The following is a 22353-nucleotide window of genomic DNA, read 5'->3' on the forward strand; positions in this document are numbered from 1 at the left end:
GTGAGCACGATCGACATCCAGGTGTCGGTGGAGGCAGGCGACTGGCCTGCGGAAGAGGCGCTGCACGAGACGGCCACGCGCGTGCTCGACGCCGCAAATTCCTATCTTTCCACCGAGCTGCACCAGCCCTTCCCGGCCTTGCCGCCGGAACTGTCGCTGCTCTTCACCGACGACGCGACGATGCGCACGATCAACGCCGAATGGCGCGACAAGGACAAGCCGACCAACGTGCTCTCTTTTCCCGCCTTTCCGCTGGTTCCCGGCGGCATGCCGGGGCCAATGCTTGGCGACATCGTGCTCGCCAGCGAAACAATTGCCAATGAAGCCAAGGACTTACAACGAAGTTCCGGCGATCATCTGGCGCATCTCCTCGTCCACGGCTATCTTCATCTCTTCGGCTATGACCATCTCGAGGCCGAGGACGCGGAGATCATGGAACATCATGAGGTCCGTATTCTCGCCGCACTCGGCATATCAGACCCATATGAGGGCCAATCCCTCATGGACACGACGAAGAGACAATGAACGAACAAGTTCGAATGCCCCTGCCGTCTCCCGCCTCGGATGAGGGCGGCGAAGACGGCTCCCAACCTCCGAGTACGAAGCCTCAGCAGCGCAGACGGACCGGCCCCTTAAACCTATGGTCCAGAGCGACGCGCTGGTTGAGGCCCACAGATCGCAACAACATCCGCGATAATTTCGCCGACGCGCTTTTGAGCGACGCCGAGCACAATCTCGCGTTCTCGCCCGAAGAACGCGCCATGCTGCACAACATCCTTCGCTTGCGCGAAGTGCGCGTGGAAGACGTCATGGTGCCACGCGCCGACGTCGACAGCGTCGATCAGACCACCACGCTCGCGGAACTGCTGGTCCATTTCGAAGAATCCGGCCACTCGCGCATGCCGGTCTACGCTGATCATCTCGATGATCCGCGCGGCATGGTCCATATCCGCGATCTTCTCGGCTACATCACCAAGCAGGCCCGCTCGAAGCGCCGCGCAACGACTACCAAAACCAGTGGCGCCGCAAACGCCAATGGCCAGGCGGGCAGTGGCGAGAGAGCGAAGCCGCGGCCGGCGGTCGATCTCGGCCGGGTCGATCTCAACAAAACGGTCCAGGAAGCCGGCATCATCCGGAAGGTACTTTTCGTGCCGCCGTCGATGCTCGCTTCCGATCTCATGGAGCGCATGCAGGCGACACGAACGCAGATGGCGCTCGTCATCGACGAGTATGGCGGCACGGACGGCCTCGTTTCGCTTGAAGACATCGTCGAAACAGTCGTCGGCGACATCGAGGACGAGCATGACGACGAAGAAGTCATGATCACGCGGTCGTCCGACGATGTCTTCCTGGTGGACGCCAAGGCAGAACTCGAGGACATCGCCGAAGCGATCGGCCCGGATTTCGACGTATCTGAGCAGATCGAGGACGTCGACACGCTCGGCGGTCTCATCTTCTCCGAACTCGGTCGCATCCCAGCCCGAGGCGAACTCGTCCAGGCGTTGCCCGGCTTCGAGTTTCACGTTCTCGATGCAGATCCGCGCCGCATCAAGCGGGTGCGCATCGTGCGCAAGCGCCACAACGACCGCCGCCGTCGTCCGGTTCGGCCGGAAGTGGAGAGCAACGCACAGCCACTCGCTCTGCCGGCACCAGAACCCGTGAACGAGCAGCCCATCGCGGCGGCGTCTCAGCCAGTGCCGCAACCATTGGAACAGTCGCAAAGAGGCTGATGAGGCGCTTCCTGGCGTCTTGTCCGCTTAATCCTTCACTGTCAGACAGATCAGCCGCCGCTGCCTTCGAGACAGCGGCGGCTTTTTTTGGAAGGATGGCGCCGGCGATTCGGGTTAGGGGCAAGCCATCATGAACGGATTGGAAGTGTTCGCGGGCCGCCTGATGCTGGCCTGGGGCTGGAAGCGGGCGGTGATCGCCATTCTGGCCGGCGCGCTCGCCGTGCTCGCGCACCCGCCCTTCGACTTCTTCTTCGCCATGTTCCTGACGTTCCCGATCCTCGTCTGGCTGCTCGACGGGGCAAGCGGCGATCCGGACCGCGGGTTCCTGCGCCGCCTATGGCCTGCCTTCGTCACGGGCTGGTATTTTGGGTTCGGCTATTTCTTGGCCGGACTCTGGTGGCTCGGAAACGCGCTTTTGGTGGAAGCCGAAAGCTTCGCCTGGGCCATTCCGCTTGCCGTTCTCGGCCTGCCCGCCTTTCTGGCGATCTTCTTCGGCCTGGGGACGGCCATCGCCCGAATTTTATGGTCCGACGGGCTAGGACGCATCGCGGCTCTTGCCTTCGGACTGGCGCTCATGGAATGGCTCCGCGGCTTCGTCCTCACCGGCTTTCCGTGGAACACGATCGGCTACGGCGCCATGCCGCTGCCTATCGCCATGCAGACCGTCCATATCCTCGGGCTGAACGGGATCACCGCTCTTTCCGTCTTCGCTTTTTCGATGCCGGCGCTTCTTGCGACACGCCAGCATATGCGGCGCGGCCTCGCACTGGCCGCTGTACTGGTGGCCGCCCATCTGGGCTACGGCGCCCATGTGCTGAACGAGGCCACCGCCACCGCCGCGGAAGACGCACCGACGATCCGCATCGTCCAGCCATCCATTCCGCAGTCGACCAAATGGGACGAAGCGGAACGCGACCAGATTTTCGAACAGCATCTGGCGCTGACACGGCAGGCGCCAGCGGAGGGAGAGCCTGCGCCGTCGCTCATCGTCTGGCCGGAAACGGCGGCTCCCTTCATCCTGACGGAAGCACCGATCGCGCTCGAAGCGATCGCGCAAGCCCTGCAGCCAGGCCAGCAGCTCGCCACCGGCGCGATCCGGATGGAAACCGCGCCGGGCAGTGGTGTGCGCTACTACAATGCGATCAGCGTGATCGGCGACGATGGCGAAATCCTCGCCTCTGCCGACAAGGTGCATCTCGTGCCCTTCGGCGAATACCTCCCACTGACGGACCTGCTGAGCTCGCTCGGGTTCTCGGCTGTTGCGCAGATGCCGGAAAGCTTCACGCCTGCGCCGGCGCGCACATTGCTGGCGTTGCCGACCGGCACCGCTCTTCCGCTGATCTGCTACGAAGCGATCTTCCCGCTGGAACTGCCCGAGGGTGGCGCAGCGCCCGACTTCATCCTCAACGTCACCAACGATGCCTGGTACGGGGCGACGCCGGGGCCCTACCAGCATTTCCGGCAGGCGCAGCTGCGGGCCGTCGAGCTCGGCCTGCCGCTCGTCCGGGCGGCCAATAACGGCATTTCGGCCATCACCGACAGCCAGGGGCGAATCATCGAAGGCCTCGGACTCGACGCCGTGGGCGTTATCGATGCCCAGGTGCCGCCCAAAACCGTATCGAATTGGGACAACAGCAATCGCGCACAAAACTTCTGGTTGATAATCGTGATACTTTTGTTAGGAGCTGCTACTGCGCGTTACGGTTTCAAGTGCCGGAGAATTGACTAAAAACCCCTAGAATTGCATAGTCATTCGCAAGGGCAATCTCGCGTATAGTGACCATACGGCTCGTTCAATTGCGGACGGGGCGACGCGCCACCTTGCTATATCGAAACCCTTATCGAGCAGTATTCGGGTGGCCGCGCGCAGAGGTAGTGTCATGATCGTCAACAAGAAGAAGCCCAATCCTATCGACATTCATGTCGGTAGCCGCATTCGCCTGAGGCGGACGATGATGGGGATGAGCCAGGAAAAGCTGGGTGAGAGCCTGGGCATTACCTTCCAGCAGATTCAGAAATACGAAAAAGGCACCAACCGCGTCGGTGCCAGCCGCCTCCAAAACATCTCCTCCATCCTGAGCGTGCCGGTTTCCTTCTTCTTCGAAGACGCTCCCGGTGACACCTCCACGCCGGGTGGCTTTTCCGAAGCGGCAAGCCCGAACTACGTTGTCGATTTCCTGTCATCCTCCGAGGGACTTCAGCTCAACCGCGCCTTCGTGCGGATCGAGGATCCCAAGGTGCGCCGCAAGCTCATCGAACTCGCCAAGGCGCTGGCGGGCGATCAGCCGGACTAGCGGCCAGAGCACTTCTGAGGGCGCTCCGCCCGAGCATTCGGCACCCCGCCGTTCTATCCGAAGCCCGGCTTCCGGATGGAAATGCTCATATCAAGATATATTTATGTCGTTCTACGCTTGTTTTTGGGCGTCGCCTTCAATATCACAGGGCGAGATTTGAAAGCCTGAAAAGGGTCATGGAATGGCGCGCGCCGAATACTACTTCACGAGCGAATCCGTCTCCGAAGGTCATCCCGACAAGGTCTGCGACCGCATCTCCGACGAGATCGTCGATCTGGTCTACAAGGAAGCCAAGAAGACCGGCGTCGATCCCTGGACCGTGCGTGTTGCCGCCGAAACGCTGACCACGACCAATCGCGTCGTCATCGCGGGCGAAGTTCGCATCCCCGAAACGCTGATGAAGAAGGACAAGAACGGCAAGTCGGTCATCAATCCGTCGCGGTTCAAGTCCGTTGCCCGTCGCGCCATCCGCGATATCGGCTACGAGCAGGACGGCTTCCACTGGAAGACGGCGAAGATCGACGTGCTGCTGCATTCGCAGTCCACGGACATCGCGCAGGGCGTCGACAATGCCTCCGACAACCAGGGCTTCGAAGGCGCTGGCGACCAGGGCATCATGTTCGGCTACGCCTGCCGCGAGACCGCGGAACTGATGCCGGCGCCGATCTACTATTCGCACAAAATCCTCGAGGTGCTGGCAACGGCGCGCAAGAAGGGCGAAGGCGATGTCGCAGGCCTTGGTCCGGACTCCAAGAGCCAGGTCACGGTGCGCTACGTCGACGGCAAGCCTGCCGAAGTCACGCAGATCGTTCTGTCGACGCAGCATTACGATGAAAACTGGGACTCCAAGAAGGTTCGCTCGGTCGTCGAGCCTTTCATTCGCGAAGCGCTGAGCGAAATCGAGATCGCCGAAAACTGCGTCTGGTACATCAACCCGACCGGCAAGTTCGTCATCGGCGGACCCGACGGCGATACCGGCCTGACCGGCCGCAAGATCATCGTCGACACCTATGGCGGCGCAGCACCCCATGGCGGTGGCGCGTTCTCCGGCAAGGATACGACCAAGGTCGACCGTTCGGCCGCCTACGCCGCGCGCTATCTCGCCAAGAACGTAGTCGCAGCCGGGCTTGCAGAGCGCTGCTCGATCCAGCTCGCCTACGCCATCGGCGTTGCCCAGCCGCTGTCGATCTATGTCGACCTCTACGGCACCGGCACCGTCAGCGAAGAAGCCGTCGAGGCTGCCGTGCGCGAGGTGATGGATCTTTCGCCGACCGGCATCCGCAAGCATCTGGACCTGAACAAGCCGATCTACGCCAAGACCTCCGCTTATGGCCATTTCGGTCGCAAGGCCGGTCGCGACGGTTCGTTCTCTTGGGAGAAGACAGACCTGATCAAGGCCCTCAAGGACGCCGTCAAGCAGGCAGCTTGACGGAATTCGGCGCTTCCCATGACGGAACCAAGACGTGAACGTGCGACGGAGGCCTTTTTCGGCCGCCGCCGCGGGAAGCCTCTGACCGATCTGCAAAGCGAGCGCATGCGCGACCTTCTTCCGCGCCTGCGTCTCGATCTGGACAGCCCTCCACCCTCGGATCTGAAGACGCTATTCGCCGCGCCGGTCGACGTTGTCAGACTGGAGATTGGGTTTGGCGGTGGCGAGCATCTTCTGCATCGCATCGAAGAAAACCCGCGTACCGGCTTCATCGGCGTCGAGCCCTTCGTCAACGGCATGGCGAAGTTTCTGCGTGCCGTCGCGGAAACACCCGGCGACCGCATCCGCGTCTATGACGACGATGCGACGCGGGTCCTCGACTGGCTGCCCGATGCCTCGATCGACCACATCGACCTGCTCTATCCCGACCCCTGGCCGAAGCCGCGCCATTTCAAGCGGCGCTTCGTCAATCCAGGCAATCTCGACCGCTTCGCCCGAGTGCTGAAGCCCGGCGGCGCGTTCAACTTCGCCTCCGATATCGACACCTATGTCGACTGGACGCTTGGCCATTGCGACCGGCATGCCGCGTTCGAGTGGCTGGCGACACGGCCCACCGACTGGCACACGCCCTATGCCGGCTGGCCTGGCACGCGCTACGAGGAAAAGGCGACCCTCGAAGGCCGCAAACCCTGCTATCTGAGGTTCCGCCGGGTCTGACCCCGGCTCGCGGCTGCGTGGTTGTTCGCGCCGCGGTTCAGAGACCGCCGCGCTTCCAGTGGCGGCCATCGATCGCAATGCCGAAAAGGCCAGGCGTGCGCGCAAAGGCGGCAAGGCCTGAGAGCGCGGCGAGCGGATGCGTCATCACGAATGTCGGCATCGCCGACAGAAGCCCCTGATGCGGCGCCTTGTCTTCGAAGGCTGCGCGGAATTCCGGCCCTTCGAGCGCCTTGATGACCTTCTGTGAAATACCGCCCGCCAGATACACACCTCCCTGCGCCATGAAGATCAGCGCCAGATCACCCGCACAGCGGCCGAGATAGGTCGCAAACAGCCGCAGCGTCTCGGCGGCAGGCTCTTCGCCCGCAAGGCCCGACGTGGTGATGTCGGCCGGTGTGGAGAGCACCGCATCCCGCCCGTCGGCAGTGCAGATCGCGCGGTAGATGTTGACGATACCGCGGCCGCACAGGAGCTGTTCGGCCGAGATGCGACCGTCGATCTGCTCCAGATGCGGGAAGATTTCGAAATCGCGCTTGGAGCGCGGGCCCATGTCGATGTGGCCACCCTCGCCCGGCACCGGGATCCATCGGCGCTGGGCATAGACGAGGCCGGCGACGCCAAGACCCGTGCCGGGTCCGAGCACGATGCGGGATGCATGCGGCTCGATGCGGCCCTTGCCGATCTGGTGCCGGTGGCTCTCATCGAGCGATGCGACGGCGAGTGCTTGTGCGGCGAAGTCGTTGACGACCACCACTTCGCTGAACCCGAGATCGGCGATCATCTGCTTGGGGCGAACGACCCAGGGGCAGTTGGTGAGGTCGATCTCATCGCCGTCGACCGGACCGGCAACGGCGAGGATCGCGCTGCGCGGTTGCAGGCTCGTCTTGTCGAGCACGCTCGTCTGGATCGCCTCGTCGATCGTCGCGAAATCGGCGGTCGCGACGTTCGGGAAGGCCTTGGGCTCGGAGTGGGCGTCGACCAGAATGGCAAAGCGGGCATTGGTGCCGCCGATGTCCCCGATCAGAATCGGAAAGGGAAAGTTCGGCTCATTGTCGTGCTGCACCATCGTTGCTTCCTGTCTGCAATCGTCGTCACTATGGGTTGCACCGTTCAGGGGCGCAACAATATCTCGGCCGTCGCCCGGTTGAGCGCCATCGGTATGTCGTAGACGATGGCAAGCCGCATCAACGCCTTCACATCGACGTCGTGGGGCATGGGCGTGAGGGGGTCGACGAAGAAGATCATCATGTCGATCTCGCCCGTCGCAATGAGCGCGCCGATCTGCTGGTCGCCGCCCAGCGGGCCGCTCTTCAATCGAACGAGCTCGAGATCGGGCACCGCTTCAAGCACCCTGCGTCCGGTTGTTTCCGTCGAGGCGATCCGCAAGCCCTTCAGGGCATCGGCATGAGCAGTCGCGAAGGCGACCATCTCGTCCTTCATCTGGTCATGCGCAATCAGCGCTAACGTTTTCCGCCCAGTCGACACCGCCCGTCGCCCCAGATTAAATCGATTTGATCTTCGGACCTATAGCGAAGACGCTCGATCAATGGAAGTCGCGGCGCGGTTTTGACGGCTACTGAAAAGGCCTGGGCGTCGGGATCGGCACCGGCGCGAAGCCGGCCGCAGAGCCGGGCAGCACCGCCTGCGTGCCGCCCGCATAGGTGACGGCAGCTTCGGATGCCGGAGCTGCAGCATCGAGCACCTGGGCGCAGGCGCGCGGCAGGTCGGAAAGCGGCGTGATCCGCGGCTTTGGGGGTGCCGGTGGCGGATCATCCGGCTGCGCCCACGGCTCCTCGGTGAACCACCAGGCAAGCGACGCATCGCAGCCGGAGCCGCTCGCCACGGGTTGCTGCGCCGTGCAGCCGGAGCTGCCATCCGGGCATTTCATGCGGATGTGGAAGTGATAGTGATGCCCGTAAATCGGCCGGACCTTGCCGAGATGCGTGCGATCGCCGGAATAGCTGTCGCAGAGTTTCTGCTTGATGCCGGGATGGACGAAAATTCGCTCCACCTGGGGATAGCTCGCCGCACGCATGATCAAGCGGCCATGGGCTTCGGTCCAACGGTTCGGATCGACCTGCAGCGAGCCGTCCGCCAGGACGGAGGGAGCCTCGGTGTCCTCGCGCTCCCGGGCGGTCAAACGCCGGTTCGGCATCGGTGTCAGCCAGATATCGGCGTCGAGGCCGATCTGGTGCGATGCGTGCCCGGACAGCATCGGACCGCCACGGGGCTGCGAGATGTCGCCGACCAGAAGTCCAGGCCAGCCATCCTGTGCCGCGGCTTCGCGCGACAGGCGATCGAGCAGCGCGATCATGTCGGGATGGCCCCAGCGACGGTTGCGCGAAAGGCGCATGGCCTGCCAGGTCGGCCCGTCGGTCGGGATGGCGATGCCGCCCGCAAGGCAGCCCTTGGAATAGAAGCCGATGGGGGCCGGCGCAGTCGCAGCCGGAAGGGCACGGGTGCCGAAGAGTTCCTTGGCATCCTGGGCCGTGGCTGGAAGCTCCGCCGCCAGCAAGGCGATCACAACCGCTCCCCACACGCCCGCGCGCCGTAACAATCTCGATCGTGCCAAGGCTTCACTCCCGCGTTTCGTATGCCACGGTAGCGAAGATTGCGATTCGAGGGAATCGTGTCTGCGCCGCGTTCACCGAACCCGGAAGATCGAAACGTCTTCGACGCTCGGCAAGCGCTCGAGATAGGACGGCACGCGCCCTTCGCCGATCGCGGCATAGAGCCCGTCGGGTGCGCGACGCGCGAGCATCCGCGTCTCCGGATCCCCCGGGCAATAGACGAGGATGCCGACGCCCGCCCCCTGCATAAAGGCACGTGCACTCTCGGGCGGCTCCATCGCAAGATGCAATTGCGTGAGCATGCCGCCCTGATTGCGGTGATAGGGCGCCGACAGTACACGATGCCCCGTGAAGCGCAGGATCGACGCTCCGAGATTGGAAACGGAGGAAACGGTGGTCGGTGGCAGGCCGCGCAATGGGGCCTGCGCCTCTGCCGTCTGGCAGGACCGCGCCGTCGAGGCGGGCGCCTCGGTAGCATTGGCCATCGCGTCGTTGAAGGCGAGATGCCCGGCGATTGCCCAGGAGGTCGGCGTCAGGATGATCACCGCCGCGCAGAATGCCAGCGCGCGGCGCCAGTTGCCCGGCTCGAGATGCATTCGGGCGCGCAGTGCCGCGACGACCGGGACGAATGCGAAAATCGCGAAAAGATTGGCGAAGACAGCGCCCCTGACCTGGATGGACGCTACGAGCAGCGCGGTGGCGAGCAGTAGCGCCAGCGTCAACGCCTGACGACGGCGATTGCCGATCCAGGCCGCATGCAAGCAGAGTGCAAGAGCGGCGATCGGCAGAAGATAGTGGCCGGCCAACGCTTCCGGCGCGCTTGTGGCGATATCCATCAGCGACTGCGCTTCCGTCACCTTCTCCAGCCAGAGTTCACGCAGCATCGGATCGAGCCCGGCGAGCGGATTGGCGAAGCACTGGGGCGCGAATGCTAGCGCGGCAGCCCCCGCGAGCGCTCCGACACCCGCCAGCATCATGAGGCGCCCAGGCAGTTTCTGCCGACGCCCAAGCGCTGCCGCAGCGAAGAGGGCGCCTGCGCCGACGACACCCGGCAGATAGAAGCCGGCCGAATAGGCATCGCAATAGGCGACCATGCGGGCACCGGGAGGAACGGTGGCAAGAAAAGTCGCGGTCAGCGTCGCGGCGAAGGCCAATGTGAACCCTTCGACGCCCGGTCGCGCGCGTTCTCCGAGGGCGAGCCAGACGAAGGCGACGGCAAGGCACGAAGCTGCCACGATCGGCATGGTTTCGGCGCCGATGCTGAGCGCCAGTGCGCCGACCGCGCCGGCCACGGCGAAGGCAGCCCGACTGGGCTTGCGCTGCAGCAGGCCGCCCGCCATCGCCGCCAACAGGACGAGCTGGACATTGTGGTGATCGATCGCGCCGGGCGAAAACCGGTTGATGCCGACCGTGTACATCGCGCCGAGAAAAAGCGCTGCTACGACGGCGTGCGGCCCCTCACCGCGAAAAGAAAGCGCAAGCGCCGAGAGGAGAGCGAGAAGCAACAGCGCAGGCCAGACGGCAAGCGCGAGCGCCTCGCCGGTTGCGCCCGGCACGATCGCCTGGAAAAGCGCGATCAGATTTGCGATTGGCAGGTCCACCAGTCGCGACCAGTGCATTTCCGTGCCCGCTTCAAGCCCGAGCCGATACTGCGTGAGGTCGAACCAGCCTTGGCCTGCGAGCAGGTCGCGCACCTGGACGAGACGCATGACATCGTCGTTGTCGGCGCCGACATAGTCGCCATCGTTGAAGCGTCGCGCGATGAGGACGGCGATCCCGATGAAAAAAGTGGCAAGCGTCGGCCAGAGCACCTTGGCACGGGTGATCGTCGGAGCACCGATTTTCGGCACCGTCCGCTCGCCAACGCCATTCGCTGTCCCGGCCGCCATGTTGCAGCACCCCGCCCGCACAAAGAACTATCCGGGCTGCAACCTAGCCTTAACCTTCCCAAGAAATAGTAAAGCGCCCGGAACAGCCGGCTAAGACGTCCAACGCTTGAGGATGGACAGAAGATGCAGGCCCCTTACGACATCGCCGTGCTCATTCCTTGCTACAACGAGGAAGCGACGATCTCGTCCGTCGTGGCGGATTTTCGGCGGGTCCTGCCCGAGGCGCGCATCTTCGTCTACGACAACAATTCATCCGACCGCACCGCGATGCTGGCCAAGCTTGCCGGTGCGACGGTCGTGCGCGAGCGCCGGCAGGGCAAGGGCCATGTCGTGCGCCGCATGTTCGCCGACATCGACGCCGACATCTACCTCATGGCCGATGGCGACGGCACCTATCCCGCCGACGATGCGCCGGAGCTCGTGCTGACCTTGATCAGCGAACGGGCGGACATGGTCGTCGCAACCCGCAAGGATGTGACACGCGATGCCGGACGCAAGGGCCACGCGTTCGGCAACCGGATCTTCAACAGCATCTACCGGCGTCTTTTCGGGCGCGATTTCACCGACATCTTCTCCGGCTACCGCGCCTTTTCCCGGCGCTTCGCGAAGAGCTTCCCGGCGCTTTCCGCAGGCTTCGAGATCGAAACGGAAATGTCCGTCCATGCATCGCAGCTCAAGCTGCCCGTGGCCGAAATCCCCGTAGTCTACGGGCGGCGTCCGGAAGGATCGCACAGCAAGCTCGGCACGTTCCGCGACGGCGGTCGCATCTTATGGATGCTGGCGCTGCTGATGAAGGAGACGCGTCCCTTCACCTTCTTCGGCAGCATCGCGCTCGGCTTTGCGCTCGTCTCGCTCGGCTTCATGCTGCCGGTGTTGATCGAGTATTTCCGCACGGGCCTCGTTGACCGTTTGCCGACCTGGATCCTGGCCGTCGCGCTCAGCCTCATGGCCCTAGTCGCGTTCGTGTCCGGCGTTATCCTGGATTCGGTTGCGCGCGGGCGCGCCGAGCAGAAGCGCGTGCATTATCTGACGTTGAAGCCCGGCTTTGCTCGTGCAGCCGAACGCGCGGACGAGCAGCCTGCCGCGAAGACCAAGTCGGCGCGCAAAGTCGCCTGATGCGGCGCGTGCTCGCCTTCGGCATGGTCGGCGCCATCGGCTTCGCCGTCGATGCCGGCGTCCTCGCATCGGGCCTGTATTTCGGACTGAATCCGCTGAGCGCGCGTATCCTTTCGATCGCTGCGGCGCTTCTGGTGACCTACGTGCTCAACCGCACCTTGACCTTCGGCAAGAGCGGTCGCTCGGTGGCTGCCGAAGGCTTGCGCTATGGCGGCGTGGGCTTGAGCTCGGCCGGGCTCAATTACCTCATCTATGCGGGGCTTCTTCTCGCCTTTCCGCGCCTGGTGCCGCTGGCTGCGCTCGTCGCGGCTTCGGCCGCGGCAGCGCTCTTTTCCTATTTCGGCTATCAGAAGCTCGTTTTCCGGCGGCCCTGACGACCCCTCAGATGGCTTCCCAGCCATCATGGTCGCCTGCCCGGAAGATCGCGTCGATCACCTTCTGGTTGGCACGCGAAGCCTCCAGTTCGAACAGGTCGATATCGCCGCCGGCAATCTTCTCGGCAAAGGCTTCGGCCTGGAGGCGGTACTGGCGCACGCCGGAGAAGCGGAAAATCTCGGAGCGGTCGCGCTTTATTGAATGCAGCGTGACGCTTGCGAGATCGTATTCGCCCGCATTGAAGGGCGCGGCCACCTCGATCGTGCCCTGATCGCCGTGGAAGACCATCGCCTGGCGTAGCGCCATCTGCGTGGAGCAGTAGAAACCCATCTCGAAATCACCGAAGTCGACGACCGCGCTGGCATAACGGTCGGTGCCGAAATCCGGATCACGCTCCACGGTGGCGCGCACGCGCTTCGGCTCCATTCCCGTGGCGAACCGCGCGGTTACGACGGGATAGACGCCGATGTCCGCAAGCGCCCCACCGCCCAGCGCCAGCTGGTTGCGCATGTTGCCGGGGTCCCGGTTGGCGTAGCTGAAAGCGCCATCGATGCGCCGCAGCTTCCCGATCGCGCCGCCGGCGATCAGTTCGCGCACCTTGCGCCATTGGGGATGGTAGAAGACCATGAAGGCCTCCGAGACGACGACGCCGGCCTTGTCGCGCGCGGCGATCACCGCATCGATCTGCTCGGCCTTCAACGCCAGCGGCTTTTCCACCAGCACATGCTTGCCGGCTTCGGCGGCGCGCACGGCCCATTCCACATGCTGGCTCGTCGGCAGCGGGATGTAGACCGCATCGACGTTCGGCGAGGCAAGAAGCGCGTCGTAGCTTCCGTGCACTTCGGAAATGCCGAAGCGTTGCGCCGTTTCCTGTCCCCGCTTCAGGTCGCGGCTTCCGATCGCCGTCACGACGCAGTTGCCAGCGTCCAGAAGCGCCGGGATCACCTGTTCGCGCGCGATCTTTGCCGTCGAGAGAATTCCGAAGCGCAGCATGGGTCTATCCTTACCTGATGGCTGACTGGTCCTGGAGCCATACAGGCAGGCCGCCCACTTGTCATCGACCCGGACTGCCGCGCCGCTGTTGCCGATCCGCAACATTCGACCCGACGAGCAGATTTTGCGGGAATAGGCTGCTCCCGTCTGCCGTTGTCGCAGCGTCAATCACATCTGGAGAAGAGCGATGCGCTACCGGACAGGGCGTGTTGCCGGCATTCTCCGTCAGGGACTGCTTCAGGCTGCGGCACTCGCGGCAGCGCTGTTGCTCGCCCCCATGACGGCCCATGCCAGCACCGCAGACTACATTCCCCGCTATCTCGACATCCGCACGCCGGAGCATCTGCGCGGCGTTCCAATCAACCGGGAACAGCGCGATTGCCTCGCGCAGGCGCTTTATCACGAAGCACGCGGCGAGACGGAGCTCGGCCGGATCGCAGTGGCCCAGGTTATTCTCAACCGGGTACGGGCCCGGGTCTATCCCGACACGATCTGCGATGTCGTCTACGAGAACCGGCACATGAAAAATCGCTGTCAGTTTTCCTTCGCCTGCGACGGGGTCAGCGATCGGCCGCGGGACGCAAAGTCCTGGCGATCAGCGGTCAGGCTCGCAAACGGAATCCTCTGCATCGGCGGATGCGCCCGACGGGCGGCTTCACCGGAAATCGAGCGGCTCAGCCGGGGGCTGAAATCGGCGACGCATTACCACGCCACCTATGTGCGCCCGCGATGGGCACGCGCCAAGAAGCGCGTCGGCCAGATCGGTCTCCACATCTTCTATCGAAGCGAACGCGTGGCGCGCACTATGCCGGCGTCCTACTGACGGGTTCCCAGTTACGCTTCAGGATGCGGTCGCGCGGGCCCGAATGTCCGCGAAGGTCCAGTCCTTCAGCAACGTACCGTCCTGCCAGACGGGTTCCATGAGGTTCACGTCGCCGTTCAGATCCTTGAGCGGCACCGCTTCGGGCCGGCCGTTCTTCAGGATGACCGCCTGGCGGTAGCGCTTGGAGGCCTTGCCGGGGTCGGTCTTCGGGTCCTTGGCGATGCCGTGCCACTGGCCTTCGCTGTCCTGGCGCGAATTGGCCTTCATGGCGAAGCGCAGCGTATCGCGGTTGACCTTCTGCAGCAGGCCGCCGCCCATGCCGAAAGCGAGGTTTTCCGACGACCAGCCGCGATCCTCGAGCCCGGTGAGGAGCCGGCGGATCATATCGGGCGAGATACCGTCGCCCTGGATGACGCGCACCGCGGGATTAAGCACCTTGTAGCCCTTGGCGTTGACGGAATGGCCGAAGATTTCGCCGAGCATTTCGATCGTGTCGATCGGTACGCGCGCCGCGTCGCCGGAATCAGGCCGCACCACCAGCGTGCCGCCGCTCGCCTCGACTTCGGCGCGGAGTTCGCCGCCCCAGATCTTCTTGACCGCGCGGTAGAGATCGTAGCTATCGGAGACGACGGCGACGAGCTTTCCCTTGCCGCCGAACTGCACGAGCATGTTGCGATAGGCATCCGTCTCGCGTTCCTCGCCCCAGCTCGTCATGGTCGAGTGTTCCGCCGCCGGGATCGAGAAGCCGGCCATCTTCTCGTGGTAGAAGCGGCGAGCATAGACGACACCGGCAACCGTGTCGGTGCCGAGGAAGCTGACGAGATGGGCCGCACCGCCGATGCCCGCCTGTTCGGCCGAGGTCGCGCCGCGCGCACCGAAATCGTGGAGGCGGAAAGGCAAAACCTCGTCCGGCGTCTCGCAGGTGCGCTCGAGCGACGCCTTGATCATGCCGCGCACCGAGTGGGACACGGTGGCGACGGTGGACGGATACCAGACGGCGCGCAGCAGCGCCGTTTCCAGGAATGTCGGCAGCCAGAAGAAGTCCGGATCGGTGTTGCGGATCTGGACGAGCGGCGTGCCGGCCGGCACGACCATCCCCTCGGGTAGCGCCTCGATCATCACCGGCATGGCGCCGCCATGGCGTTTGACAAGCAGTTCCCAGCCTTCGCGATGGAATGGCAGACCGTGCGCCGTGACGATTTCGGCGGCCTCTTCCACGTCGTCCATGGTCACGCGGCGGGAGAGATAATCCTTCAGGTACATCTGCAGCCCGAAGAACAGCACATGGTCGTAAGCCCCTCCGGGCCGGGCCTCGATATAGGCCGAGATGGCGGCGGTTTGCGGCGGATACTGCGCGAAATGCGAGTATTTGTAGCTGTCGGTGTTGAGGATCGGGTTCATGCTCATCCGTCCGATGTATAGCGCCGCCAAAAAAATCTGATCGTCCTTAGCGCGGAACCACTTTCCCCGGCCACTGGCAAATGTCGGCAATCACGCATTCGGTGCAGCGCGGCGCGCGCGACGTGCAGACCCGCTTACCGAACTGGATGAGCCAGAAATGTCCATCCCGCATAGCCCATCCGGGAGCACACGCTTCGAGCTGCGCCGCCGTTTGCGCTTCCGTCTTGCCAAGCGCAAGGCCCGTGCGGTTGCAGACACGGTGCACATGGGTGTCGACAGCAATGACGTCCGCCCCGAAGGTGAAGCTCATGACGATGTCGGCGCATTTGCGCCCGATGCCCGGCAGCTTCAGGAGACCCTCGCGCGTGTTGGGAACGACGCCGTCGTGCTCGGCCAGAAGCACCTCGCAGAAGCGGCGGATGTTGCGCGCTTTCATGTTGTAAAGGCCTGCCGGGCGGATTGCGTCGATCAACTCCTCTTCAGGCAAGCGCAGCACGGACTGCGGCGTGCGGGCCTTGGCGAACAGCGCCTTGGCGGCCGCTGCCGTGTTGCGATCGAGGCTCTGCGCGGACAGCATGCAGGAGATGCAGGAGCGGAACGCATCCGGCTGGCCCTTCGGCCCCTTGGCGTTTTTGGTGCGACCCGGCATCGCCTCGGACAGGCAGGAAAAGAGCGTTTCGATTTCTTCCGCGTCGAGCGGGCGTTCGGCGGCTGGCGTCATGCCAGCGGATTTAGCGCACTTGGCAAATGCTGACAGTGTCTGGCTGGATAGCCTGCCGATCAGGCGGCGGCCTGGCCGGTCTCCCAGCCGAGCATCGCGCGCTTGCGCGTCAGGCCCCAGTGATAGCCAGTCAGATCGCCCGATTTTCCGAGCGCGCGATGGCACGGCACAACGAAGGAGATCGGGTTGCGCCCGACGGCCGCGCCGACAGCACGCGACGCGGTTGGCTGGCCGATATCGCGGGCGATATCGGAATAGGTGACGGCCTTGGCGAGCGGTATCGTCATCAGCGCCTGCCAGACGCGGATCTGGAAGTCCGAACCTATCAGCACGACATTCAGCGGCGCATCCGCCGACCATCGCGAAGGATCGAAAATGCGGCTGCAATAGCGCGCGGTCTCGGCTGCATCCTCGACATAGGCCGCGCGGGGCCAGCGCGAGGCCATATCCTCGAAGGCATCGCGGCGATCGCCCGGGTCGTCGAAGGCAAGGCCGGCCAAGCCTCGATCCGTAATCATCACCAGCGCGGTGCCGAATGGCGAGGGATGGTAGCCATAGCGGATCGTCAGCCCCTCGCCCTTCGCCTTCCAGACACCGGGCGACATCGCTTCATGGGTGACGAAAAGATCGTGCAGCCGTCCGGGCCCCGAATAGCCGACCTCGAAGCTCGCATCGAGCAGCGGCAGCCCCTCCCGACCGAGCAGGCGTTTGGCATGATCGAGCGTCACGGCCTGCAGGAAGGCTTTCGGCGAAAGCCCCGCCCAGCGGGTGAAGACCTTCTGCAATTGAGTCGGCGACTGGCCGAGCTCCGCGGCGATCGTCTCCAACGTCGGCTGGCTGCGATAGTCGTTGGAAATCAGTTCGATCACGCCGCGCACGGTGTCGTAATCCGTGCCCTGCGGCGTGATCTCCTTTTGCAGGCGGGCAGCAATCGTCATGGCTGACATCTCCACTTCATGGGGTGGATATCACCACGATGGCCGCTTGCCCGCCACCCGATTCATGCGGCCATCAACTCGCGTTGAAGGCCGCGATAGCGGCGAGGTTGACGAGGTCGGTGTCCTTGGCGCTCATCGAGGCGATCTGGACGGATTTGTCGAGGCCGACCAGAAGCGGGCCTATCACGGTCGAACCGCCCAGTTCCTGCAGCATCTTCGTCGAGATGGAAGCCGAGTGGAACGCCGGCATCACGAGCACGTTCGCCGTGCCGGAAAGCCGGCAGAACGGATATTGCTCCATGATCTTCGGGTTGAGCGCGACGTCGGCCGCCATTTCGCCATCATATTCGAAATCGACGCGTCGCTTGTCGAGGATGCGGACCGCTTCCTTGACGCGATCGGAGCGCTCGCCGGACGGATGGCCGAAGGTGGAATAGGCCAGCATCGCGACGCGGGGCTCGTAGCCCATGCGCCGTGCAAGCCGGGCTGCCTCTTCGGCGATATCGGCCAGTTCCTCCGACGTCGGCATGTCGATGACCGCCGTATCGGCCACCAGCACGGTGCGGCCGCGGCAAAGCGCGAGCGACGCGCCGATAACGCGGTGGCCGGGCTTCACGTCGATCACGCGACGCACGTCCTCGAGTGCCGTCGAATAATTGCGCGTCGTGCCCGTGACCATCGCATCCGCATCGCCGAGCGCGACCATGCAGGCGGCGAAATGGTTGCGGTCGTTGTTGATGAGGCGCTGGCAATCGCGCTGCAGGTATCCCTGCCGCTGAAGCCGGCCGTAGAGGTAATCCACATAGGCGTTCACGCGGTGCGATCGGCGGGCGTTGATGAGCTCGATGCCGGGGCGGTTGAGGTCGATGCCGGCCTTCTGCGCAGTTTCCTGCATCTGCTCGTCGCGGCCGAGAAGGATCGCGGTGCCGAGCTTCTGGTTCACATAGGAGACGGCGGCGCGCATGACCTGCTCTTCTTCGCCCTCGGCGAAGACGACGCGACGCGGGTGGCGCCGCACGCGCTCATAGATGCGCTGCAGGGTGGATGCGATCGGATCGCGGCGCGCCGACAACTCGTTGGCATAGGCCTCCATGTTGAGGATCGGCTTTTGGGCAACGCCGGAGTCCATCGCGGCCTTGGCGACAGCGAGCGGGATGGCGGAGATCAGGCGCGGATCGAACGGTACCGGGATGATGTACTGCGGGCCGAAACGCGGCCTGTTGCCGGAATAGGCGGCAGCAACGTCGTCCGGCACGTCTTCCCGCGCAAGCGCTGCCAGCGCTTCGGCCGCCGCGATCTTCATCGCGTCGTTGATGGTGGATGCGCGCACGTCGAGCGCGCCGCGGAAGATATAGGGGAAGCCAAGCACGTTGTTGACCTGGTTGGGATAGTCCGAACGCCCTGTTGCCATGATCGCATCGGTGCGGATGTCTGCGACTTCCTCGGGCGTGATTTCCGGATCCGGGTTCGCCATGGCGAAGATGATCGGATTGGGCGCCATGGAGCGGATCATATCTTCCGTGAGCGCGCCTTTCACCGAGAGGCCGAACACCACGTCGGCGCCCTTAAGGGCATCGGCCAGCGTGCGGTCGTCGGTGACGATAGAATGCGCCGATTTCCACTGGTTCAGGCCTTCGGTGCGGTCCTTGTGGATGACGCCCTTGGTGTCGCAGAGCGTGACGTTGCCGGGCGTGAAACCCATGGCCTTGATCAGTTCCACGCAGGCGATGGCGGCGGCACCCGCACCATTGACGACGAGCTTCGTCGTCTTCACGTCGCGGCCGGTGAGGTGCAGCGCGTTGATCAGACCGGCGGCGGCGATGATCGCCGTGCCGTGCTGGTCGTCATGGAAGACCGGGATATCCATCAGTTCGCGCAGGCGCTGCTCGATGATGAAGCAGTCGGGTGCCCGGATGTCTTCCAGGTTGATCCCGCCGAAGGAGGGTCCGAGATAGCGCACGCAGTTGATGAATTCGTCGACATTCTCGGTATCGACTTCGAGGTCGATAGAATCGACGTCGGCAAAGCGCTTGAAGAGCACCGCCTTGCCTTCCATGACGGGTTTGGAGGCCAGCGCGCCGAGATTGCCGAGGCCGAGAATGGCCGTGCCGTTTGAAATGACGGCGACCATGTTGCCGCGCGTCGTGTAGTCGAAGGCGCGGGAGGGATCTTCGGCAATCGCCTTCACCGGCACGGCGACACCCGGCGAATAGGCGAGCGCGAGATCGCGCTGCGTCGCCATCGCCTTGGTCGGCGTCACCTCAAGCTTGCCAGGGCGTCCCCGCGCGTGAAAATCCAGCGCCTCCTGATCGGATATGCTGGACGCCGAACGGCCAGCCTTGCGCGGCTTCATTTCCATGGGCATGTTTCCTCATCATTTCGCGTCGCCGATTATTCGGCGCTTCTCGTCGCAGGCCGTTCTTGAGACGACTCTGAAACATCTTTATTCCTGTGGAGCGGGCTCGTGCAAACGTGCTTTCCGCCCCCGGGTCCCGCACACTAGACATCCCAAGCGAAATCGCAATTCGACAGGACGGACAGACCGCGTGCTCATGAAGAACGCTTCGTCGACAGAGTTGACCGCCGAGCGCCTGATCTCGGCCGAAAGCCTGTCCTCGGCGACGCCGATGATGGCGCAATTCATCGAAATCAAAGCCGCCAATCCGGATTCGCTGCTGTTCTATCGGATGGGCGATTTCTACGAACTTTTTTTCGATGACGCGGTTTCGGCGGCGCGCGCGCTCGGCATCACGCTGACGAAGCGCGGCCAGCACATGGGCGAGGACATTCCCATGTGCGGCGTGCCCGTGCATGCGGCCGACGATTATCTGCAGAAGCTGATCGCGCTCGGGTTCCGCGTCGCCGTCTGCGAGCAGATCGAAGATCCGGCCGAGGCGAAGAAGCGTGGCGGCAAGTCGGTCGTCCAGCGGGGCGTCACCCGGCTCGTGACGCCGGGCACGCTGACCGAGGAGCGTCTGCTCGATCCCGCCCAACCCAACTATCTGATGACGCTGACCCGGCTGAAATCGGCCGGCGAGCGCGGCTTCGCGATCGCTTGGATCGACATTTCGACCGGTGTCTTTCGTGTGGCGGAAACCGATCCCTCGCGGCTCGTCGCCGACATTCTGCGCATCGATCCGCGCGAAGTGCTGGTGCCAGACACGTTGTTTCACGATCCCGAGATGCGCGCGGCGATGGACATGCTCGGGCGCATCGTCATGCCGCAGCCTGCCGTGCTGTTCGACGGCGCAAGCGCCGAGGGGCGGGTGGCACGTTTCTTCGGGGTCGCGACGCTCTCGGGCTTCGGCAATTTCTCCCGCGCCGAACTCTCCGCAGCGGCTGCGGCGATCGGCTATGTCGAGAAGACGCAGCTTGCCGAGCGACCGCCCCTCTCGCGCCCGCAGCGTGATGAAGCGGGATCGACGCTCTTCATCGACCCTGCGACACGCGCCAATCTGGAACTGACGCGCACGCTTGCCGGCAGCCGCGACGGCTCGCTCCTGAAGGCGATCGACCGAACCGTCACCGGTGGTGGCGCTCGTCTTCTCGCCGAGCGGCTGACCGCGCCGCTGACGGACCCGGACGCCATCGACTGTCGTCTCGATGCGATCGCCTCGCTGATGGCGGAGCCGCGGCTTGCCGACGATCTCACCGACCTTCTCAAGCAAATGGCGGACATGCCGCGTGCGCTGTCGCGCATCGCACTCAACCGAGGCGGACCGCGCGATCTCGGAAGCCTCCGCCAAGGCCTCACGACCGCGCGCGCCATCGGCCAGATGCTTGCCGAACATGATCTGCCCGAAGAACTCGCCGAGGCGCGCGATGCGCTTGGCCGCTTGCCGCTTTCCCTGATTGCCGAACTCGACGCGACACTCGACGACGAGTTGCCGCTGCTGAAGCGCGATGGCGGCTTCGTGCGTCCCGGTCGCGACGGCGAGCTCGACGAGATGCGGGCGCTGCGCGACGACACGCGCCGGGTCATCGCCTCGCTGCAGGCGCGCTACGGCGAAGAGACCGGCGTCAAGTCGCTGAAGATCCGGCACAACAACGTGCTCGGCTATTATATCGAAGTGACGGCCGGAAATGCCGGGCCGCTCACCAGCGAAGAAGGCCGGGAGCGCTTCATCCATCGCCAGAGCATGGCGAACGCCATGCGCTTCACGACGACCGAGCTTGCGGATTTGGAATCGCGGATCGCCAATGCGGCCGGCCGCGCAACCGCGATCGAGCTTGCGATCTTCGACAAGCTTGCGGCAGAGGTCGTTGCCGGTGCCGACCCTATCCGTGACGCAGCCCATGCCATTGCCGTCATCGACGTGGCACGCGCGCTCGCGGCGCTTGCCGAAGAACAGGGCTATTGCCGCCCGATCGTCGATCGCTCGATGGATTTCGCCATTACCGCCGGCCGCCACCCCGTGGTGGAGCAGGCGCTGAGGCGTCAGGCGAGCGACCCGTTCGTTGCCAATGATTGCGACCTGTCGCCGCCGGACGGGGCAAGCCATGGCGCGCTCTGGCTTCTGACCGGCCCGAACATGGGCGGCAAGTCGACCTTCCTGCGCCAGAACGCCCTCATTGCCGTCATGGCGCAGATGGGCGCCTTCGTGCCGGCCGGGGCTGCCCGCATCGGCGTGATCGACCGGCTCTTCAGCCGCGTCGGCGCCTCCGACGATTTGGCGCGCGGGCGCTCCACCTTCATGGTCGAGATGGTCGAGACCGCCGCGATCCTCAACCAAGCGAGCGAGCGTTCGCTGGTCATCTTGGATGAAATCGGCCGCGGTACCGCGACCTTCGATGGGCTGTCGATTGCCTGGGCGGCCGTCGAATATCTGCACGAAGCCAATCGCTGCCGCGGGCTTTTCGCCACGCATTATCACGAGCTGACGGCGCTTTCGGAGCGTCTCGCCCGGCTTTCCAATGCGACCATGCGGGTCAAGGAATGGCAGGGCGAGGTGATCTTCCTGCATTCGGTCGGCCAGGGAGCGGCGGATCGATCCTACGGCATTCAGGTGGCGCGTCTTGCCGGCCTGCCGGACAGCGTCGTTTCGAGGGCGCGCAACGTGCTCGCCCAGCTTGAAGAGAACGACCGCAAGAGCCCGGCCGCAAACCTAGTCGACGACCTGCCGCTCTTTGCCGCCTCCATGCGGCAGGCAAAATCTGAAGCTGGCGTCGCGCCTTCAGGTCTGGCGAGCCAACTCGCCGCGATCAACCCAGACGAGTTGAGCCCCCGGGAAGCACTCGAGGTACTCTACCGACTGAAGAGCCTCGCCGTGGACGGCCAAACCAAAGGCTGAAGCCTAAGACAACCTTGATTTTTGGCGCCCGAACGTCGATATGCGGCCCAAGAGAATTCGCCGCCG

General features: G+C 64.2%; 18 protein-coding genes and 1 pseudogene. 10 read left to right on the forward strand and 9 right to left on the reverse strand.

Annotated elements, in window-relative coordinates:
* The 6 genes from ybeY to trmB all read left to right on the forward strand — a co-directional run bounded on the left by ybeY (position 1) and on the right by trmB (position 6170).
* Complete coding sequence (gene ybeY / locus GC125_RS17445; protein WP_151988042.1) at positions 1–525, forward strand: rRNA maturation RNase YbeY; 525 nt, start codon at positions 1–3, stop codon at positions 523–525.
* Positions 522–1730 carry a hemolysin family protein gene (locus GC125_RS17450; RefSeq protein WP_151986815.1) on the forward strand — a complete coding sequence of 403 codons (1209 nt, stop codon included), beginning with the start codon at positions 522–524 and terminating at the stop codon, positions 1728–1730. Before ybeY ends, GC125_RS17450 begins: the two co-directional genes overlap by 4 nt.
* A gap of 139 nt (positions 1731–1869) precedes the next feature.
* Complete coding sequence (gene lnt, locus GC125_RS17455) at positions 1870–3459, forward strand: apolipoprotein N-acyltransferase (RefSeq protein WP_151988043.1); 1590 nt, start codon at positions 1870–1872, stop codon at positions 3457–3459.
* A 151-nt stretch (positions 3460–3610) separates the two neighbouring features.
* Entirely contained in the window at positions 3611–4024 is a 414-nt protein-coding gene (locus tag GC125_RS17460; protein ID WP_151986816.1) for a helix-turn-helix domain-containing protein, read from the forward strand.
* A 181-nt stretch (positions 4025–4205) separates the two neighbouring features.
* Positions 4206–5453 carry a methionine adenosyltransferase gene (metK, locus tag GC125_RS17465; RefSeq protein WP_151986817.1) on the forward strand — a complete coding sequence of 416 codons (1248 nt, stop codon included), beginning with the start codon at positions 4206–4208 and terminating at the stop codon, positions 5451–5453.
* Positions 5454–5471: 18 nt separating this feature from the next.
* Positions 5472–6170, forward strand: coding sequence for a tRNA (guanine(46)-N(7))-methyltransferase TrmB (trmB, locus tag GC125_RS17470; protein WP_151986818.1), 699 nt, complete (start codon positions 5472–5474; stop codon positions 6168–6170).
* Positions 6171–6207: 37 nt separating this feature from the next.
* Here trmB and GC125_RS17475 read toward each other — a convergent pair whose 3' ends face one another.
* From GC125_RS17475 to GC125_RS17490, 4 genes are all read right to left on the reverse strand, one after another.
* Entirely contained in the window at positions 6208–7236 is a 1029-nt protein-coding gene (locus GC125_RS17475) for a glucokinase (RefSeq protein ID WP_151986819.1), read from the reverse strand.
* 44 nt (positions 7237–7280) lie between these two features.
* Positions 7281–7610, reverse strand: a complete 330-nt coding sequence (locus GC125_RS17480) for a methylglyoxal synthase (RefSeq protein WP_151986820.1) — start codon at positions 7608–7610, stop codon at positions 7281–7283.
* 133 nt (positions 7611–7743) lie between these two features.
* A complete protein-coding gene (gene mepA / locus GC125_RS17485; RefSeq protein WP_151986821.1) occupies positions 7744–8742 on the reverse strand; it encodes a penicillin-insensitive murein endopeptidase in 999 nt (332 codons plus the stop codon).
* A 72-nt stretch (positions 8743–8814) separates the two neighbouring features.
* Positions 8815–10629, reverse strand: a complete 1815-nt coding sequence (locus GC125_RS17490) for a hypothetical protein (RefSeq protein ID WP_151986822.1) — start codon at positions 10627–10629, stop codon at positions 8815–8817.
* Between the two features lie 123 nt (positions 10630–10752).
* On the opposite strand from GC125_RS17490, the gene GC125_RS17495 reads away from it, so the two are divergent.
* Complete coding sequence (locus GC125_RS17495) at positions 10753–11745, forward strand: glycosyltransferase (protein ID WP_151986823.1); 993 nt, start codon at positions 10753–10755, stop codon at positions 11743–11745.
* Positions 11745–12119 carry a GtrA family protein gene (locus GC125_RS17500; protein ID WP_151986824.1) on the forward strand — a complete coding sequence of 125 codons (375 nt, stop codon included), beginning with the start codon at positions 11745–11747 and terminating at the stop codon, positions 12117–12119. Before GC125_RS17495 ends, GC125_RS17500 begins: the two co-directional genes overlap by 1 nt.
* Before the next feature lie 7 nt (positions 12120–12126).
* On the opposite strand, the gene GC125_RS17505 is transcribed toward GC125_RS17500, so the two are convergent.
* Positions 12127–13113, reverse strand: a complete 987-nt coding sequence (locus tag GC125_RS17505) for a Gfo/Idh/MocA family protein (RefSeq protein WP_151986825.1) — start codon at positions 13111–13113, stop codon at positions 12127–12129.
* 376 nt (positions 13114–13489) lie between these two features.
* Between GC125_RS17505 and GC125_RS17510 the strand changes: the two are divergent.
* Positions 13490–13936 (forward strand): annotated as a pseudogene (locus tag GC125_RS17510) (cell wall hydrolase); the annotation flags it as partial.
* Between the two features lie 18 nt (positions 13937–13954).
* Here GC125_RS17510 and GC125_RS17515 read toward each other — a convergent pair.
* The 4 genes from GC125_RS17515 to GC125_RS17530 form a co-directional block, all read right to left on the reverse strand.
* On the reverse strand, positions 13955–15337 hold the full coding sequence (locus GC125_RS17515) for a nicotinate phosphoribosyltransferase (RefSeq protein WP_151986827.1): 1383 nt from the start codon (positions 15335–15337) through the stop codon (positions 13955–13957).
* Positions 15338–15383: 46 nt separating this feature from the next.
* Positions 15384–16058: an endonuclease III domain-containing protein gene (locus tag GC125_RS17520; protein WP_151986828.1), complete on the reverse strand. Its 675-nt coding sequence runs from the start codon at positions 16056–16058 to the stop codon at positions 15384–15386.
* 59 nt (positions 16059–16117) lie between these two features.
* Positions 16118–16996, reverse strand: a complete 879-nt coding sequence (locus tag GC125_RS17525; RefSeq protein ID WP_151986829.1) for a methylated-DNA--[protein]-cysteine S-methyltransferase — start codon at positions 16994–16996, stop codon at positions 16118–16120.
* Positions 16997–17069: 73 nt separating this feature from the next.
* Complete coding sequence (locus GC125_RS17530) at positions 17070–19349, reverse strand: NADP-dependent malic enzyme (RefSeq protein ID WP_151988045.1); 2280 nt, start codon at positions 19347–19349, stop codon at positions 17070–17072.
* Positions 19350–19548: 199 nt separating this feature from the next.
* Here GC125_RS17530 and mutS point away from each other — a divergent pair, with 199 nt between their 5' ends.
* Positions 19549–22287, forward strand: a complete 2739-nt coding sequence (gene mutS / locus GC125_RS17535; RefSeq protein ID WP_151988047.1) for a DNA mismatch repair protein MutS — start codon at positions 19549–19551, stop codon at positions 22285–22287.
* Positions 22288–22353 lie beyond the last annotated feature (66 nt).

It is taken from the genome of Rhizobium sp. EC-SD404 (assembly GCF_902498825.1).
Lineage (GTDB): Bacteria > Pseudomonadota > Alphaproteobacteria > Rhizobiales > Rhizobiaceae > Georhizobium.

Coding starts and splice junctions, on each gene's coding strand:
- GC125_RS17490 (WP_151986822.1), bottom strand. CDS start 10,629: ATGGCGGCCGGGACAGCGAATGGCGTTGGCGAGCGGACGGTGCCGAAA.
- GC125_RS17480 (WP_151986820.1), bottom strand. CDS start 7,610: ATGAAGGACGAGATGGTCGCCTTCGCGACTGCTCATGCCGATGCCCTG.
- GC125_RS17500 (WP_151986824.1), top strand. CDS start 11,745: ATGCGGCGCGTGCTCGCCTTCGGCATGGTCGGCGCCATCGGCTTCGCC.
- GC125_RS17525 (WP_151986829.1), bottom strand. CDS start 16,996: ATGACGATTGCTGCCCGCCTGCAAAAGGAGATCACGCCGCAGGGCACG.
- GC125_RS17515 (WP_151986827.1), bottom strand. CDS start 15,337: ATGAACCCGATCCTCAACACCGACAGCTACAAATACTCGCATTTCGCG.
- GC125_RS17505 (WP_151986825.1), bottom strand. CDS start 13,113: ATGCTGCGCTTCGGAATTCTCTCGACGGCAAAGATCGCGCGCGAACAG.
- GC125_RS17450 (WP_151986815.1), top strand. CDS start 522: ATGAACGAACAAGTTCGAATGCCCCTGCCGTCTCCCGCCTCGGATGAG.
- GC125_RS17495 (WP_151986823.1), top strand. CDS start 10,753: ATGCAGGCCCCTTACGACATCGCCGTGCTCATTCCTTGCTACAACGAG.
- metK (WP_151986817.1), top strand. CDS start 4,206: ATGGCGCGCGCCGAATACTACTTCACGAGCGAATCCGTCTCCGAAGGT.
- mutS (WP_151988047.1), top strand. CDS start 19,549: ATGAAGAACGCTTCGTCGACAGAGTTGACCGCCGAGCGCCTGATCTCG.
- GC125_RS17530 (WP_151988045.1), bottom strand. CDS start 19,349: ATGAAGCCGCGCAAGGCTGGCCGTTCGGCGTCCAGCATATCCGATCAG.
- GC125_RS17460 (WP_151986816.1), top strand. CDS start 3,611: ATGATCGTCAACAAGAAGAAGCCCAATCCTATCGACATTCATGTCGGT.
- GC125_RS17520 (WP_151986828.1), bottom strand. CDS start 16,058: ATGACGCCAGCCGCCGAACGCCCGCTCGACGCGGAAGAAATCGAAACG.
- trmB (WP_151986818.1), top strand. CDS start 5,472: ATGACGGAACCAAGACGTGAACGTGCGACGGAGGCCTTTTTCGGCCGC.
- GC125_RS17475 (WP_151986819.1), bottom strand. CDS start 7,236: ATGGTGCAGCACGACAATGAGCCGAACTTTCCCTTTCCGATTCTGATC.